The sequence below is a fragment of the Halogranum roseipondis genome, from assembly GCF_059695585.1.
Genome location: NZ_CM185235.1, coordinates 707,646 through 721,915, shown reverse-complemented (window position 1 = coordinate 721,915; position 14,270 = coordinate 707,646). Strand labels below are relative to the sequence as shown.

The following is a 14,270-nucleotide window of genomic DNA, read 5'->3' as shown; positions in this document are numbered from 1 at the left end:
ACCTGTCTCCACACCCGACCGCACGACAACGGTCGGTCGGGTGTGTGATGACGTGCATTCGGTACTAGAGGACGACGGACGCACAACGGCGACACCGTCTGGCCGCTGGCGCTGCTCCCGTCGGTGCGGTCGCCTGTTACAGACTAGTCGACGGCAATCCTAATGAACTTTCTAGCGGAGCGCCGTCGTCTCAGCTCTCGCGCTCGAACAGCATCGTGAGCAGCTTCCCGAGACCGATCCGGGTGTGTTCGTGGAAGGTCGCAGCCGAGAGATCGAAGGAGGCGGCGACCTCCTCGCCCGAACTCTCGCGCGGCCACTCGAAGAAGCCGGCGTGGTACGCCGCTTGGAGCATCGACAGTTGGCGGTCGGTGAGTCGCTCCGTCAACTCGTCCCAATACTCACTGAGCGTCTGCGCCTCGCGTTCGACCTCGCGTTTCGCGATCAGTTCGGCGTTCGCGAACTCCGACTGGACGGCCTCGATGATCTCCCGAACGTCCGCGTTCGACACCGCCTCGGCGAGGACGTCGACGTCGCCCCCAGTCGCCGTCGCGGTGTGGACGTTGACGCCGTACTCGGCGAGCAACGAGACGAGCGAGGTGTCGCTGACGGCGTACTCGAGACGGACCCCGCCGTCGTGTCTCGAGATGATGCTGACGTTCTCGACGCTGTCGACGTCCGCCGCGACGGCCTCGATGGTCGCCGGGTCGGTGCCTTCGACGGTCGCGTACTGCAGCACTGCGTCGTCCGTGAGCGGGACGAACCCGGTCAGTTCGACCGTACAGTCGGCGCGGGCCGAGAGCGACGTCAGGAACGAGTCGGGATCGCTGACGACGAACTCCAGTTCGGTGACGAAGTCGGCGTACAGGAGTCGGCGGTTCTCGATGGCGCTGCTCGCGTGACCGAGCGTCTCACCGAGCACCTCGAAGGCGGCGCACTCCCACTCGCTGAACGTCTTCTCGGCCTTCGAGTGGACGACCAGCACGCCGTACCGAGCGTCGCGATGGCGGAGCGGGACGGCGACGTACGACCGAAAGCCGTGGTCGAGCGCCAGCGACTGTATCGCCCCGGCGGCGTCGCCGGTCGCACGCACGACGTCCGAGCGCTCGGCGTTCCGCGCCGACTGGAGCCCCGTTCGGTCCACCGCGTCGGCGGGGAGTCCGTCGATCGCCTCGGAGAACTCCGGCGGCATCCCGGCGTCGGTCCGAACCGACACGGTCTGCGCCTGGTTGTCGACGTCTGCGATCCACGCCGCCTCGTAGTGCGTCGACTCGGCGAGGCGCTGGCAGACGATCGCCTCCAGTTCGCCGCGCGTCTCGACTTCGAGCAACGACTGGATGATCTCGCGGATGAGGACGTTGATGCTGTTGACCGTCCGAAGCTGTGTGTTCTGTCGTTCGGCGTCCAGCTCCGACAGCTTCCGCTCGGTGACGTCGAGGTGGAGGAGGAGCGCGAACCGGTGGTCGTCGTGACGGAACCGGATGGCACGCATGACGAACCAGCGGCGTTCGTCGGGGCTGTGACACGGGTACTCCAGAGAGAACTCGTGGCGCTCGCCGTCGAGCACCGACCGGATCCCTCGCCCTGCCTCGACGGCGTCGGCTCCCATACTCGAATCGCACACCGACAGGTAGTTGGTGCCCAGCATCTCCGGCGCCCCCTCGAAGTCGTTGTCGCGGGCGAACTGGTGCCACGCCTGGTTGGTGTAGACGATCTCACCCTCGCCGTTGACGATCGCCACCTGCGTCGGTAATGCGTCGAGACTCGCCTTGGCGAACGGGTGCGTCTCGAACTCTTCTGCAGTCGGCGGACCGTCGGGGCCGTTCGTCCCCGGCGGTCCCTCGGTTGTCTTCTCCATCTAATTTTGACCCGGATTGACCGCTTCACCGTATTCAACGTCCATAGCGACAAAAGCCTGTCCACAGCGGAACCGTGGCATCTCCGCGCTACGGACGCGTCGAGAACGACTTCACGGTTCCTCCGTCTCGCACGCTCACTGTTCCTCCGTCTCGCACGCTCACTGTTCCGCTGTCGCGTACTGCGTCGCCACCGCGAGACCGTAGCCGCCGATGGCGACGAGGACGATGGTCCCGCCGGCGGCCAGTCCGTACGTGTACGAGAGCACGACACCGACGACGACCGCGAGTTCGGCGGCGACGACCGAGACGAGCACCGACTCCCGGAAGCTCCGCCCGAGTTGTGCGGCCGTCGCCACCGGGACGACGAGCATCGCCGCGACGAGGATGACGCCCATGATCTGCATCGCCGCGACGACGACGAACGCGGTGAGAACGACGAGGAGACGCGTCGTCTGCGTCACGTCGACGCCGGCCACCTGCGCGGCCGTCTCATCGAACGTGACGGCGAGGAACTGCCGGTAGTACCGCCAGACGACGCCGACCACGACGAGACTCAAGAGGGTGAGGACGAGCGCGTCTTCCCGGCGGACGGTCGAGAGGCTGCCGAACAGATACTGGTTGATGCTCACCGCGATCCCGCCGTCGGTCAGACTGACGAGCACCGTTCCCAGCGCGAACCCGCCGGAGAGGACGATCGCCATGGAGACGTCGCCGTAGGCGTCGGTCCGCTCGGCGATGAGTTGGACGAGCAGCGCCGCGAGGACGGCGACGACGAGTGCCGTCACCGTCGGCGACACCGGTAGGGCGACCGCCGAGCCGAGAAACAGCCCGACTGCGACGCCGGCGAACGCCGCGTGCGCCAAGGTGTCGCCGATGAGTGCGAGTTCCCGATGGACGAGAAACGAGCCGACGAGCGGCGCGACGACGCCGACGCAGACGCCCGCGAGCAGCGCCCGCTGCATGAACGGGTAGCAGACGAGGTCGACGCCGAGCGGGGCCAACAGCCGGCAGAGCAGGCCGCCGACGAACGTCAGCGCGGCGGTGAACGCCGCGAGCACTCCGTCAATCATGGTCGTGGTAGACGACGCGCTGGTTGGCACCGTACGCCCGCGTGAGTGCGTCGCTCTCGGTGAACCGGTCGGCGTCGCCGTGGAAGTACAGCTTCCGGTTCAGACACGCCACCCGCGTCGCGTAGGTCGTGACGACGCCGATGTCGTGTTCGACGAGGACGACCGTCATCCCCTCGCGGTTGAGCGACGCCAGCAGGTCGAAGAACGCCTCTCGGGAGTTGGCGTCGACGCCGACGGTCGGTTCGTCGAGGACGAGTAGCTCGGCCTCAGTCGCCAGCGCCCGCGCGATGAACACCCGCTGGCGCTGGCCGCCGGAGAGTTCGCCGAGTCGACGGTGCTCGAGGTCGGCCACGCCGACTGTCGCGAGTGCGTCGTCGACCGCCGCCCGGTCCTCGCTCCGGAACCGACCGTGCGGGACGTGCGGATACCGACCCATCCGGACCACCTCGCGGACGGTGACGGGCATCTTCCGACCGGACGACGCGGCAGTCTGGGCGACGTAGCCGACCCGCGTCCCCGTCTCCGCGGCGTGGGCGGACTCGCCGAACAGTCGGACCTCGCCCGCGTCCGGCCGAACCAGTCCGAGCAGGAGGCGGACGAGCGTGCTCTTGCCCGACCCGTTGGGGCCGACGAGACCCAAGAACTCGCCGCCTTCGATGGCGAAGGAGACGTCTTCGACGACGGGCGTTCCGCCGTAGCCGAAGGTGACGCCGTCGAACTCGGCGACGGGGTCGTGAGCGTCGTTCCTGCTTTCGTTCCCGTCCTCGTTCTCGCTCCCGTTTCCGAGCTCGCTCACTGTGCCCCCAGCGCCGTCGACAGCGAGTCGAGGTTCACCTCGCGCATCACGTCGAGATACCCCCACCCGCGGTCGTCCCACTCGGGTTTGATCGTCGGGATGGGGGTGACGGGGAGCACCTCCTTCGCGCCCGTCTCCGCGACCAGTTGCCGCGCGGCCCGGTCCGACTCGAACACCGGCGCGAGCACGTGCTCGATGCCGTGTTCCTCGACGACCTGCTGGGCCTCGCGGACCGCCTTCGGCGAGGGGGTCGCGTCCGGCGCGAGGCCGCTCAGCGCGTGGACCTCGAACTCGTATCGATGGCCGAGATACTGGAACGCGTTGTGGCCGGCGACGAGCACGACGTCGCGACTTCGGTCGGCGAGCGCCTCCTCGAACTCGGCGTCGAGCGCGTCGAGGTCGGCCACGAGCGACTCGGCGTTCGCGTCGTAGTGGTCGGCGTTGTCCGGATCGACCTCGGCGAACCCGGCCCGGACGTTCTCGACTGCGGTCTTCGTCCGCGTCGGATCGAGCCAGAAGTGCGGGTCCGCCGTACCGTGGTCGTGATCGTCGGACTGGTCGCTCTGGTGCGTCTCGTCCTCGTGGTCGTCGGCGCTGTCGTGACCGTCGTCGCTCTGGTGCGTCTCGTCTCCCCCGTGGTCGCGTTCGCTCTCCGCCCCCGGGGCGGGCAGCAGGTCGACGCCCGATCGAATCGCGATCACGGCGACGTCGGGTGCGTCCGTCCGGAGGTTGGCGACGACGTCGTCGGCCCACGGCTGGAACCCTTCGCCGACGTAGACGAAACTGTCGGCGTCGGCGGCCTTCCGCTGGACGTCCGGTCCGGGTTCCCAGCCGTGACCGTGCTGCCCGAACGGGACGAGGTCTTCGACAACGGCCGTGTCACCGGCGACGCTCCGGGCGATGTCGCCGCCGACGAAGAACGAGGACTGGACGGTGCGGTCGCCGTCCGACTGGCCGCCGTCCGACGGCGAGGCTTCTCCGAGACAACCGGCACTTCCGACGAGCGCCGCACCGAGACTGGAGGCGAGAAACGTGCGCCGCGTACGTGGCTGTAGCATGGGTTAACAACATGGTCGAGAATATTAATAACTACTGCTATCTCTCTGGCGTCTCTTGCTAACGGGAGCGACGTCGCAACCGCTTTGCCGCCCCGTGACAACTCGGTGGCATGGACGACACCGACGTACACGACATGGAGTGGCGCTTGATCCGCGAAGAGTCGTGGTCGGGGGCCATGAACATGGCGCTCGACGAGATCGCCGCCGAGACCGCCGCCGACGGCGGACCGCGGACGGTTCGCGTCTACCGCTGGGAACCGAGCACGCTCTCGCTGGGCTACCGGCAGGACCCCGACACCGTCGACTGGGCGTTCTGCGAGCGCGAGGGGATCGACGTCACCCGTCGACAGACCGGTGGCGGCGGCATCTACCACGACAACTACGGCGACGTCTCCTACTCCATCGTCGCGCCGAAGGCCGAACTGCCGTCGAGTCTCATGGACTGCTATCATCTGCTCTGTACGCCGGTGCTCGACGCGTTCGACCGGATGGACGTCGACGCCGACTTCGCCGCGGAGGAACTGCCCGAGATCTACCACCCCGCCTGCTACCTCCGTGAGCTCCACCCCGCCCACGACGTCGTCGCCACCGGTCGGAAGATCAGCGGCAACGCCCAGTATCGGCGCAAGGACGCCGTCATTCAACACGGCTCGTTGACGTACTCGGTGCAGGCCGACCGCCACCTCTCGACGTTCGCGAACCCCGAGACCACAGCCGAGACGTTCCGTGAGCGCGTCACCGGTGTCGACGAGGAGAGCGAGACGAGTCGCAGCGAGGCTGTTGCCGCCGTCGAGTCCGCTCTGACGGAGTGGGCCGCGGCAGCGGAGGGGTCGTGGACGGACGACGAACTCGAACGGGCGCGCGAACGGGCCGACGAGAAGTACGCGGCCGACGAGTGGGTCCGACGGCGGCCGGACGAGCGGTAAGACCGGATCCAGACCGACGCCCACGCCGTGACACCGACTCCGAAGTCCCTTTTACGACCCGTCGCTTCCCCACGGGCATGCAGGTCGGAGCACACGTATCCATCTCCAGTTCGAAGGTCTCCAGCGACGACGAGACGCCGCCGCACGGCAACATCGCCAACGCGGTCCACCGGCAGGTCGCCTTCGGCGGCAACTGCGGGCAGATCTTCACCACCTCGCCGCAGGTGTGGCGCGACCCCGACATCAGCGACGAGGCGGCCGAGCTGTTCAGAGCCGAGACCGAGGCGAAACTCGACGGCCCGTGGGTCATCCACGCCTCCTACCTCGTCAATCTCTGTACGCCCAAAGACGACCTCCGCGAGAAGTCGATCGCGTCGATGCAGACCGAGGTCGACACGGCGGCGAAACTCGACATCCCGTACGTCAACGTCCACCTCGGCGCGCACACGGGGGCCGGCGTCGAGGGCGGGCTGGAGAACGCGGCGAGCGCGCTCGACGAACTCGACGTCCCCGAGGGCGTGACGGTGCTCGTCGAGAGCGACGCCGGCAGCGGCACCAAACTCGGCGGCGACTTCGAGCATCTCGCGACCGTCCTCGAGGCGTCCGAGCAGGACCTCGAGATCTGTCTCGACACCGCTCACGCCTTCGCGGCGGGCTACGACCTCTCGACCGCGGAGGGTGTCGAGGAGACCGTCGCCGAACTCGACGACGTGGTCGGTCTCGAGAACCTCGCGTACGTCCACCTCAACGACTCGAAACACGAGTGCGGGACGAACAAGGACGAACACGCGCTCATCGGCGAGGGGCTCATCGGCGAGGAGGGGATGCGCGCGTTCGTCAACCATCCGGAGCTCGCGGACGTCCCGATGGCGCTCGAGACGCCGACCGAGGACGGCAAGGGGTTCGCCTGGAACATCCAGCGCGTCCGCGAACTCCGCGAGGAGTGACCGGACGGTAACCACCCGTTACGGACGTATCGAATGCCACAACAGTCGTGTAACGACGAATTAATCTCTTCGTGATACGTTTCTACGACCGATCAGTCGTTCGACGCGTCTCTCTCTGATTCAGCTCCCCGCTTTCCGTCGTCTGGCCGCTGAAGCTAGTAACTGCCGGTTATCGTAGCTATCCACATCGCTAACATTCTCTTAGCATTGAAATAGGAATTACCTGACAGTTCGTAGCCGATCGTATGTCGACTCACCGATTCCGGGCGACCCGGCGACAGGCACTGAAGGCCGGTGTCGGGGCTCTCGCCGCCTCCGGGTTCGCCGGAACCGTCTCTGCGAGCACCGACGCGAGTTGTGTTCTCATCTACGACGACAGCCCGGGTCACGACTACACGAAGACGTTCCCGGTCCACCGGGAGGAAGACGCGCCCGGCTGTCTCGGCTGTGTCTCCGACTACGTCCGGACGCCGGGCGGTCTCGACCCCGACCAGCTCGTCGAGATGGCCGACGAGGGGTTCGAGATCCTCTCGCATACGGCTCACCACCATCCGGTCGGCTCGGTCGGTCTCGCGGCCGACGTCGACGCGGGCGACACGGAACTGGAGGCGAGCTTCGGCGTCCACGCGCGGTTCGCGGGCGCACCGCTCCGCGTCAGCGACGACACCGGGACGTCGTTCACTGCGACCGTCGCCCCGCGCGCCGACGACCAAGAGGGGAGCGTCGTCCGCCTCGACACGCCGGCCGAGGCGACCGTCCGAGTGGACGAGAACGCCCGCGTGAGGCTGGCAGACGACTTCCTCCACGAGTCGCTGGCCGAGTCGAAGGAGGTTCTGGAGGGGTACGACGTCGACGTCGATCACTTCATCGCTCCGTACCAGATCTACGACGAGCACGCGGCGACCGTCGTGGCCGACCACTACGACGCCGTCGGCAACGGCGTACTCGGGTCGGGACTGAACGACGACCCCGACCCGTACTGGCTCGACCGGGGGACGATGGCCGAGCAGTCGAAGTCGAGCGTCCGACGCCTCGCCCGCCGCGCGGCCGAGGACGACGGACTGTTACTCCTCGGGTCGCACTCGTGGAACGAGCGACTCACGCAGTCGCAGATCCGGATGATCATCCGGGCCGTCCGTGCGGAGGGACTCACGGTGAAGACGCTCGACGAGGCGCTCTCCGACCACGACGTCCTCGACGAGTCTGTCGAGTCGACGCCGGAGTCCACTCCGACGGCGACGCCCGAACCAACTCCGACGGCGACGCCCGATCCGACCCCGACGGCGACGCCCGATCCGACCCCGACGGCGACGCCCGATCCGACCCCGACGGCGACGCCCGATCCGACCCCGACGGCGACGCCTGAACCCACTCCGACGGCGACCCCCGATCCGACGCCAGCCGGTGCCTCCGCGGAGGGGTCGACGCCGACGGCCGTCCAGACGCCGACGGCCGTGCCGGAGTCCGGGTCGAAGCCGGCGCGAGCCTCGCGCGTCTCTGACCCGACCGACCCGATCTCGGCCAGTCTCGACTGGGCGAACGACTTCTTCGGCTCCGTCGTTCGGGACGCTCGTCTCCTGTTCCGTTGATCGTCGGACGCCAACAGAAGCATCCTTGCCGTGCGAGTCGAACGGTCGACTGTGACCCGTGTGACGCTCAGACTCGCCACCGAGACCGACGCAGCGGCCGTCCAGCGTATCTACGCATCGTACGTCGAAGACACCGCCGTCACCTTCGAGTTGGAACCGCCGTCGACGGCCGAGCTTCGTGACCGCATCCGCGACACGCTCGCCGACTACCCGTGGGTCGTCTGCGAGGTCGAGGGCGACGTCGTCGGCTACGCCTACGCCGGTCCGGTCCGGAAGCGCGAGGCCTACCAGTGGGCCGTCGAGAGTTCGGTGTACGTCGACTCGGCGTACCACCGAAACGGCGTCGCCCGGGGTCTGTACGAGTCGCTCCTCGCATTGCTCGAACTGCAGGGCTACGTCACCGTCTACGCGGTGGCGACGCTCCCGAACCCGGCGAGCGTCGCGTTCCACCAGTCGTTCGGCTTCGAGCAGGACGCCGCCTTCGAGAAGATGGGCTACAAAGGCGGCGAGTGGCACGACGTCGGATGGTGGTCGCACACGCTCCGTGACCACCCCGACGACCCGGATCCACCGTCATCGCTGTCGGCGGCACGAGAGTTCGATGGGTGGGAAGACGCGCTGCACGCCGGCGAGTCGTCGGTTCGACTGTAGCTCCCCTGCGACGGTGAAGCGATCGGGAGTGGCTCGACGTGGACTCCGACTCCTCCTCGCTTAGTGCCAACCGCCGAGTGACTCCCGAGCGTAGCCCCGACCGGGAGACTGTACCCCGGCGATACGGCGAAGCAGGGATTTCGTATAGCACGATGTGATACATTCACGGTGGATACGGACTCGCGGCCCTTTTACCCGCACGCCGCGACAGTCCGGTATGGTTCGGAACATCGCGAGCGTGATGGCCGAGCTCGAACCCGAGGACTTCTATCTGCTCTCCGGGGTCGAACACGGCATGCGCTTCAGCAAGTGGGTCAACCGGGAGAAGCTCCCGGACTACGCCAACTTGACCAGCGAGGAGGTCGACTACCGCATCGACCGCTGTATGAAGCGGGATCTCGTCACCCGCAAGACGATCCAGTACGAGGGCTACCAGTTGGAGTTCGAAGGGTACGACGCGCTGGCGCTGCGGACGTTCTCCCAGCGAGACACCGTGGAGGGTGTCGGTGCGCCGCTCGGTGTCGGCAAGGAGAGCGACGTCTACGAGGTACAGTCGTTCAAGCCGATGGCACTGAAGTTCCACCGCGAGGGGTACACCAACTTCCGGAAGGTCGACCGCGAGCGAGACTACACCTCCGACAAGAACCACGTCTCGTGGCTCTACACCGCCCGGAAGGCGGCCGAACGCGAGTACGAGGCCTTGGAGACGCTGTATCCTGACGTCTCGGTTCCGCGCCCGGTCGACCACAACCGCCACGCCCTCGTAATGGCGAAGTTCGACGGCGTCGAACTCGCTCGCGCGAGGCTCGAGTCCGAACAGGTGGTCGGCGTCCTCGATCTCGTCCTCCGGGAGATGGCGACCGCCTACGCCGAGGGCTACGTCCACGCCGACATGAGCGAGTACAACGTCGCCATCAGCGAGAACGGGATCACGGTGTTCGACTGGCCGCAGGCGGTGCCGACGGACCACGACAACGCCCGCGAACTCCTCGAACGCGACGTGAAGAACATCGTCGGCTACTTCCGACGGAAGTACCCCGCCGAGACGCCGGAGTCGGTCGACGTCGAGGGGCTCGCTGCCGCACTCGCCGCCGACGAGTTCGACTCGGTCCACGCGTTCACAGCGCGATAAACGCCATACCGGGATACCGAATCGCTCGCTTTCTTGCCTGCTCTCTTCCCCCCGAGCGTCTCGCTCGGAACCCTGGGTGACGCCGTCACAGTCGGCGCTCTCGCCCGTCGGGCCCAGTCGCGGGTCGAATGGAATACGGTGATAATTGGGGTCGAATCGGCCGATCTCGGAGGTTTCGTGCTGCCACTTACCTGCGGGTGAGCGAGGTTTCCAGGCGGTAACCGACCCCAGTTACCCCAATGTTAGATTGTTGTTAAGTACGGAAAGAAAGAGAGTCTGTAGTAGACTCCATGCCTGAGAACGCAGCCCTCGACGACGCGACAACCACCTCCCGACGCGGATTCCTCAAAGCGACGGCGAGCCTCGGACTCGCCGGCAGTGCGGTAGCAGCCACCAGCGAGCCCGTCGCCGCGGCGAGCCGCGACAGCTATCAGATCCTCGAAAATACGATCTACGAGACGACGGTCTACGTCTACGACTCTGGCGTCGACGGCCCGACGACGTTCATCACCGGCGGCCTCCACGGTGACGAACGTAGCGGCTATCTCGCCGCCGAGGAGATCACCGAGTGGACCGTCGACCACGGGAAGCTCGTCGTCCTCCCTCGGGCGAACGTCCCCGCCATCGAAGACGACACGCGCAACGGCCCGCACGGCGACATGAACCGACAGTTCCCGCCCCGAAGCGGTATCTGTGAGACCGAGGCCGCCCGCGCGATCTGGGACGAAGTGGTCCGACACGACCCCGACTGGGCGTTCGACCTGCACTCGGCGCGCGGCATCTACAAGTCCGGCGACGGCAGCGTCGGGCAGGCGCTGTTCCCGACGTGGACCTCGCCCGCCCGCGACTACGGGGAGAACACGGTCGCCGACCTCAACGACGAGTTCGGCCTCACGGGCGACATGGCCTACCTGATGGGCAACACTCTCGACGCCGACCGGGACATGCTCATGCACCGCGTCGCCGGCTTCCTCGACGTTCCCGGCTTCCTCTGTGAGACGACCGAGAAGGCCGACTCGCTGGACGAGCAGATCCAGTGGCACCTCTACACGGTCGAGCATCTGATGGACCAGTACGGTCAGTCGCCGAACGTCGACGGCAGCAGTTCCAGCAGCTCCGGCGGATCCGACACCCAAGAGATCCACATTGAGGGAACCGGCCCGGTGACGCGCTTCGAGTTCTCCGTCTCCGGAACCGTCGAGAACGCGGGCACGCTCGAAGACACCGACACGGTGTACGACAGTCGCGTCCTCGGCCAGGTCTCTTCGCAGGACGACCGCTTCGCGTTCACCGGCGACCTCGAACAGTTCGTCGTCACCGAGGGCAGCGCCGCGGACATCAACGTCTACGTCGACGGAGAGGAGATCAGCGTCGGCGAACAGACCGACGAACGCGAGATCCACATCGAGGGGACCGGCCCGGTGACGCGCTTCGAGTTCTCCGTCTCCGGAACCGTCGAGAACGCCGGGACGCTGGAAGACAGCGACACTGTCTACAGCGACCGCGTGGAGGGGCAGGTCTCTTCGCAGGACGACCGCTTCGCGTTCACCGGCGACCTCGAACAGTTCGTCGTCACCGAGGGGGACAAAGACGACGTCAACGTCTACGTCGACGGCCAGCAGATCAGCGTCGATGAGGAGAACCCCGAGAAGATCATCCACATCGGCGGCACCGGTCCGGTGACGCGCTTCGAGTTCGAGGTGACGGGGTCGCTGCGAAACACCGGCACGCTCGAAGACACCGACACGGTGTACGACAGTCGTGTCGAGGGACAGGTGTCCTCGCAGGACGACGAGTTCGCCTACACCGGCGAGTTAGAGCACTTCACGGTCACCGACGGCGAGAAGGAGGACGTCGTCGTCACTGTCGACGGCGAGGAGATTTCGGTCCAAGAGGAGAACCCCGAGAAGATCATCCACATCGGCGGCACCGGTCCGGTCACCCGCTTCGAGTTCGAGGTGACGGGGTCGCTGCGGAACACGGGGACGCTCGAGAGCACCGATACGGTGTACGACGACCGCGTCGTCGGTCAGGTGTCCACGCAGGACGACGAGTTCGCCTACACCGGCGAGTTAGAGCACTTCACGGTCATCGACGGCGAGAAAGAGGACGTCGTCGTCACCGTCGACGGCGACCGAATCTCGGTGCAGGAGGAGAACCCCGAGAAGATCATCCACATCGGCGGCACCGGCCCGGTCACCCGCTTCGAGTTCGAAGTGAGCGGTTCGCTGCGGAACACGGGGACGCTCGAGAGCACCGACACGGTGTACGACGACCGCGTCGTCGGCCAGGTGTCCACCCAGGATGACGAGTTCGCCTACACCGGCGAGTTAGAGCACTTCACCGTCATCGAGGGGAGCAAAGACGACGTCGTCGTCACCGTCGACGGCGACCGAATCTCGGTGCAAGAGGAGAGCCACCTCATCGAGATCCGCGGCACCGGTCCGGTGACGCGCTTCGAGTTCGCCGTCTCGGGGAGCCTCGAGAACGCGGGCACCCTCGAGAGCACCGACACGGTGTACGACAGTCGGGTGGAAGGACAGGTCTCGACGCTCGACGACGCCTTCCGGTACACGGGTAAACTGGAGTACTTCACGGTCACCGAGGGCGACGCCGACGATGTCGTCGTCGTCGTCGACGGCGAGGAGATCAGCGTCGCGTAGGCGACGCTCCGACGATCCGGTCCCCACGAGACGGACCGGCGATGACTCCCTGGCAAGGGGACGAGCCACTTGCGTCTCGACCCGACGCAGCAGTCGACGTGCGTTCCGACCCGGCGTTCTCAGGCACGCCGGACACGGGCGTCACGTCACCCGCACAGTCTGACACTCCATACACGCCGTCGGCGGAGGCGGGCCCGCGACCCGAGCTATCGGTCGCGGGCTCCCGGTTCCGTTCGACGAACACCGTCCCCGACGCTTCGGCTCTCGATGTTCGTTTTCCGGCGCTTCGACTCTCGACTCTTGCGACCCGGCTTCCCAGACGTCGAGTGACTACGTCTCGCGTGTCCCGTCCTCGTCCTCGTGTTCCTGTTCGTGCTCGTTGCCCCCATCTTCGTCCGTCTCGGCGGCGACAGAGAGCTCCACCTCGTCTGCCTCGAAATCCTCGACGAAAGCGCCGCTGCCGCCGACCATGTAGCTGTCGTCGTCGGTCTCGACGACGAGCGCGTTCTGGACCGGGAAGTCGTTGTTGACGGGTGCGATCATCCCCTGTCGCACCTCGACGACGCGCCCGTCGAGTTCCGTCGAACCGTCGTCGCTGTGAACGGGTCGCCCCCGCACGCGGGCGCGAAGCGGGGTACCGGCGCGGAGGTGGAGCGTCGCCTGCAGGACGGCGTTGCGGAAGTCCCGGTAGGTCCCCGGTAGTTCGTCGGGTTCCGTGACGTACACCTCGGTGGCGCTGGGCCAGTAGTTGCCGAAGAACGACCCGACCATGACAGGCGAGAGCTGTTCCTGCGTGAACGAGATCGCCTGCTTGCCGCTGTTCGACCGAGAGATCATCTCGGTCGGGGCGATGAGACTGGAGACGCGGTCGGCCGTCACCATCGTCGGCATCAGTTCGCGCCACGCGCGGGCGACGCTGGCGACGCCGTCGAGGTCGAACTCGACCTCCGGGTCGACGCCCGTGACGACGAGCAGGACGAACACGCCGCGGTCGACCGCCCCGCGGAGTTCGTCGGCGACCTCCGGCAGCTGTTCGTACGGCAGCGAGAGGCTGAGTTCGTTCTCGGCCTCTCTGATCAACGACTTGATTCGCTTTATCACCGTCACGCGGGATTTGACGACCTCGAACTGGTCGGCCTGCGGGGCCGCCTGCGAGTACCGCGCCTCCAGCTCGGGACGCATCCGGTCGAGGTTCCCCGAGAGCGTCTCGATGACCGACTCGGGGGGGTTCGCCCGGATCGTCGTCGGGACGACGTGGTCGTTGACGGAGACGAACCCGCGCTCTTCGAGCTTCTCGCTGATGCTGTAGACGTAGCGCTTGGAGACGCCGGCGGCCTCGGCGATGGTGCTGGCTTTCGCCTCGCCGTGTTCGAGAAGTGTGAGATACGTGTCGACCTCCTTGTCCGAGAGGCCGAACTGCCGAAGCAGCTCCGCGAGCGTGGGGTCGTCCATGTTGCTACTGATGGTCACGGCCCCTACTTACATCCCCCGGATAGCGCTCGTGGCGCCGTCTCACACCCGTTCGCCCGCTCTGTGCCCGTCGTCCCCTCTGAACGACCCGATCTGTGAATCTATGAACGAC

General features: G+C 66.6%; 11 protein-coding genes. 6 read left to right on the top strand and 5 right to left on the bottom strand.

Going from position 1 to position 14,270, the window contains the following annotated elements; translation table 11 throughout:
* Window positions 1–190: 190 nt before the first annotated feature.
* The 4 genes from EOHIBHHM_RS03845 to EOHIBHHM_RS03830 form a co-directional block, all read right to left on the bottom strand.
* Window positions 191–1,855 carry a bacterio-opsin activator domain-containing protein gene (locus EOHIBHHM_RS03845; RefSeq protein ID WP_497254813.1) on the bottom strand — a complete coding sequence of 555 codons (1,665 nt, stop codon included), beginning with the start codon at window positions 1,853–1,855 and terminating at the stop codon, window positions 191–193.
* 159 nt (window positions 1,856–2,014) lie between these two features.
* On the bottom strand, window positions 2,015–2,926 hold the full coding sequence (locus EOHIBHHM_RS03840; protein WP_497254811.1) for a metal ABC transporter permease: 912 nt from the start codon (window positions 2,924–2,926) through the stop codon (window positions 2,015–2,017).
* On the bottom strand, window positions 2,919–3,722 hold the full coding sequence (locus EOHIBHHM_RS03835; protein ID WP_497254809.1) for a metal ABC transporter ATP-binding protein: 804 nt from the start codon (window positions 3,720–3,722) through the stop codon (window positions 2,919–2,921). The genes EOHIBHHM_RS03840 and EOHIBHHM_RS03835 overlap by 8 nt, the downstream gene beginning before the upstream one ends.
* Window positions 3,719–4,780 (bottom strand): metal ABC transporter substrate-binding protein, encoded by a 1,062-nt coding sequence (locus tag EOHIBHHM_RS03830; protein WP_497254807.1) that lies wholly within the window; start codon window positions 4,778–4,780, stop codon window positions 3,719–3,721. The genes EOHIBHHM_RS03835 and EOHIBHHM_RS03830 overlap by 4 nt, the downstream gene beginning before the upstream one ends.
* A 110-nt stretch (window positions 4,781–4,890) precedes the next feature.
* Here EOHIBHHM_RS03830 and EOHIBHHM_RS03825 point away from each other — a divergent pair, with 110 nt between their 5' ends.
* The 6 genes from EOHIBHHM_RS03825 to EOHIBHHM_RS03800 all read left to right on the top strand — a co-directional run bounded on the left by EOHIBHHM_RS03825 (window position 4,891) and on the right by EOHIBHHM_RS03800 (window position 12,688).
* Window positions 4,891–5,706 carry a lipoate--protein ligase family protein gene (locus EOHIBHHM_RS03825; RefSeq protein WP_497254805.1) on the top strand — a complete coding sequence of 272 codons (816 nt, stop codon included), beginning with the start codon at window positions 4,891–4,893 and terminating at the stop codon, window positions 5,704–5,706.
* Window positions 5,707–5,783: 77 nt separating this feature from the next.
* On the top strand, window positions 5,784–6,653 hold the full coding sequence (locus EOHIBHHM_RS03820; RefSeq protein ID WP_497254803.1) for a deoxyribonuclease IV: 870 nt from the start codon (window positions 5,784–5,786) through the stop codon (window positions 6,651–6,653).
* A gap of 245 nt (window positions 6,654–6,898) precedes the next feature.
* A complete protein-coding gene (locus tag EOHIBHHM_RS03815) occupies window positions 6,899–8,242 on the top strand; it encodes a polysaccharide deacetylase family protein (RefSeq protein WP_497254801.1) in 1,344 nt (447 codons plus the stop codon).
* A gap of 60 nt (window positions 8,243–8,302) precedes the next feature.
* On the top strand, window positions 8,303–8,893 hold the full coding sequence (locus tag EOHIBHHM_RS03810; RefSeq protein ID WP_497254799.1) for a GNAT family N-acetyltransferase: 591 nt from the start codon (window positions 8,303–8,305) through the stop codon (window positions 8,891–8,893).
* A 217-nt stretch (window positions 8,894–9,110) separates the two neighbouring features.
* Window positions 9,111–10,025, top strand: coding sequence for a serine/threonine-protein kinase RIO2 (locus EOHIBHHM_RS03805; RefSeq protein WP_497254797.1), 915 nt, complete (start codon window positions 9,111–9,113; stop codon window positions 10,023–10,025).
* Window positions 10,026–10,315: 290 nt separating this feature from the next.
* Window positions 10,316–12,688, top strand: a complete 2,373-nt coding sequence (locus tag EOHIBHHM_RS03800; protein WP_497254795.1) for a hypothetical protein — start codon at window positions 10,316–10,318, stop codon at window positions 12,686–12,688.
* Between the two features lie 330 nt (window positions 12,689–13,018).
* On the opposite strand, the gene EOHIBHHM_RS03795 is transcribed toward EOHIBHHM_RS03800, so the two are convergent.
* Window positions 13,019–14,140 carry a TrmB family transcriptional regulator gene (locus EOHIBHHM_RS03795; protein WP_497254793.1) on the bottom strand — a complete coding sequence of 374 codons (1,122 nt, stop codon included), beginning with the start codon at window positions 14,138–14,140 and terminating at the stop codon, window positions 13,019–13,021.
* Window positions 14,141–14,270 lie beyond the last annotated feature (130 nt).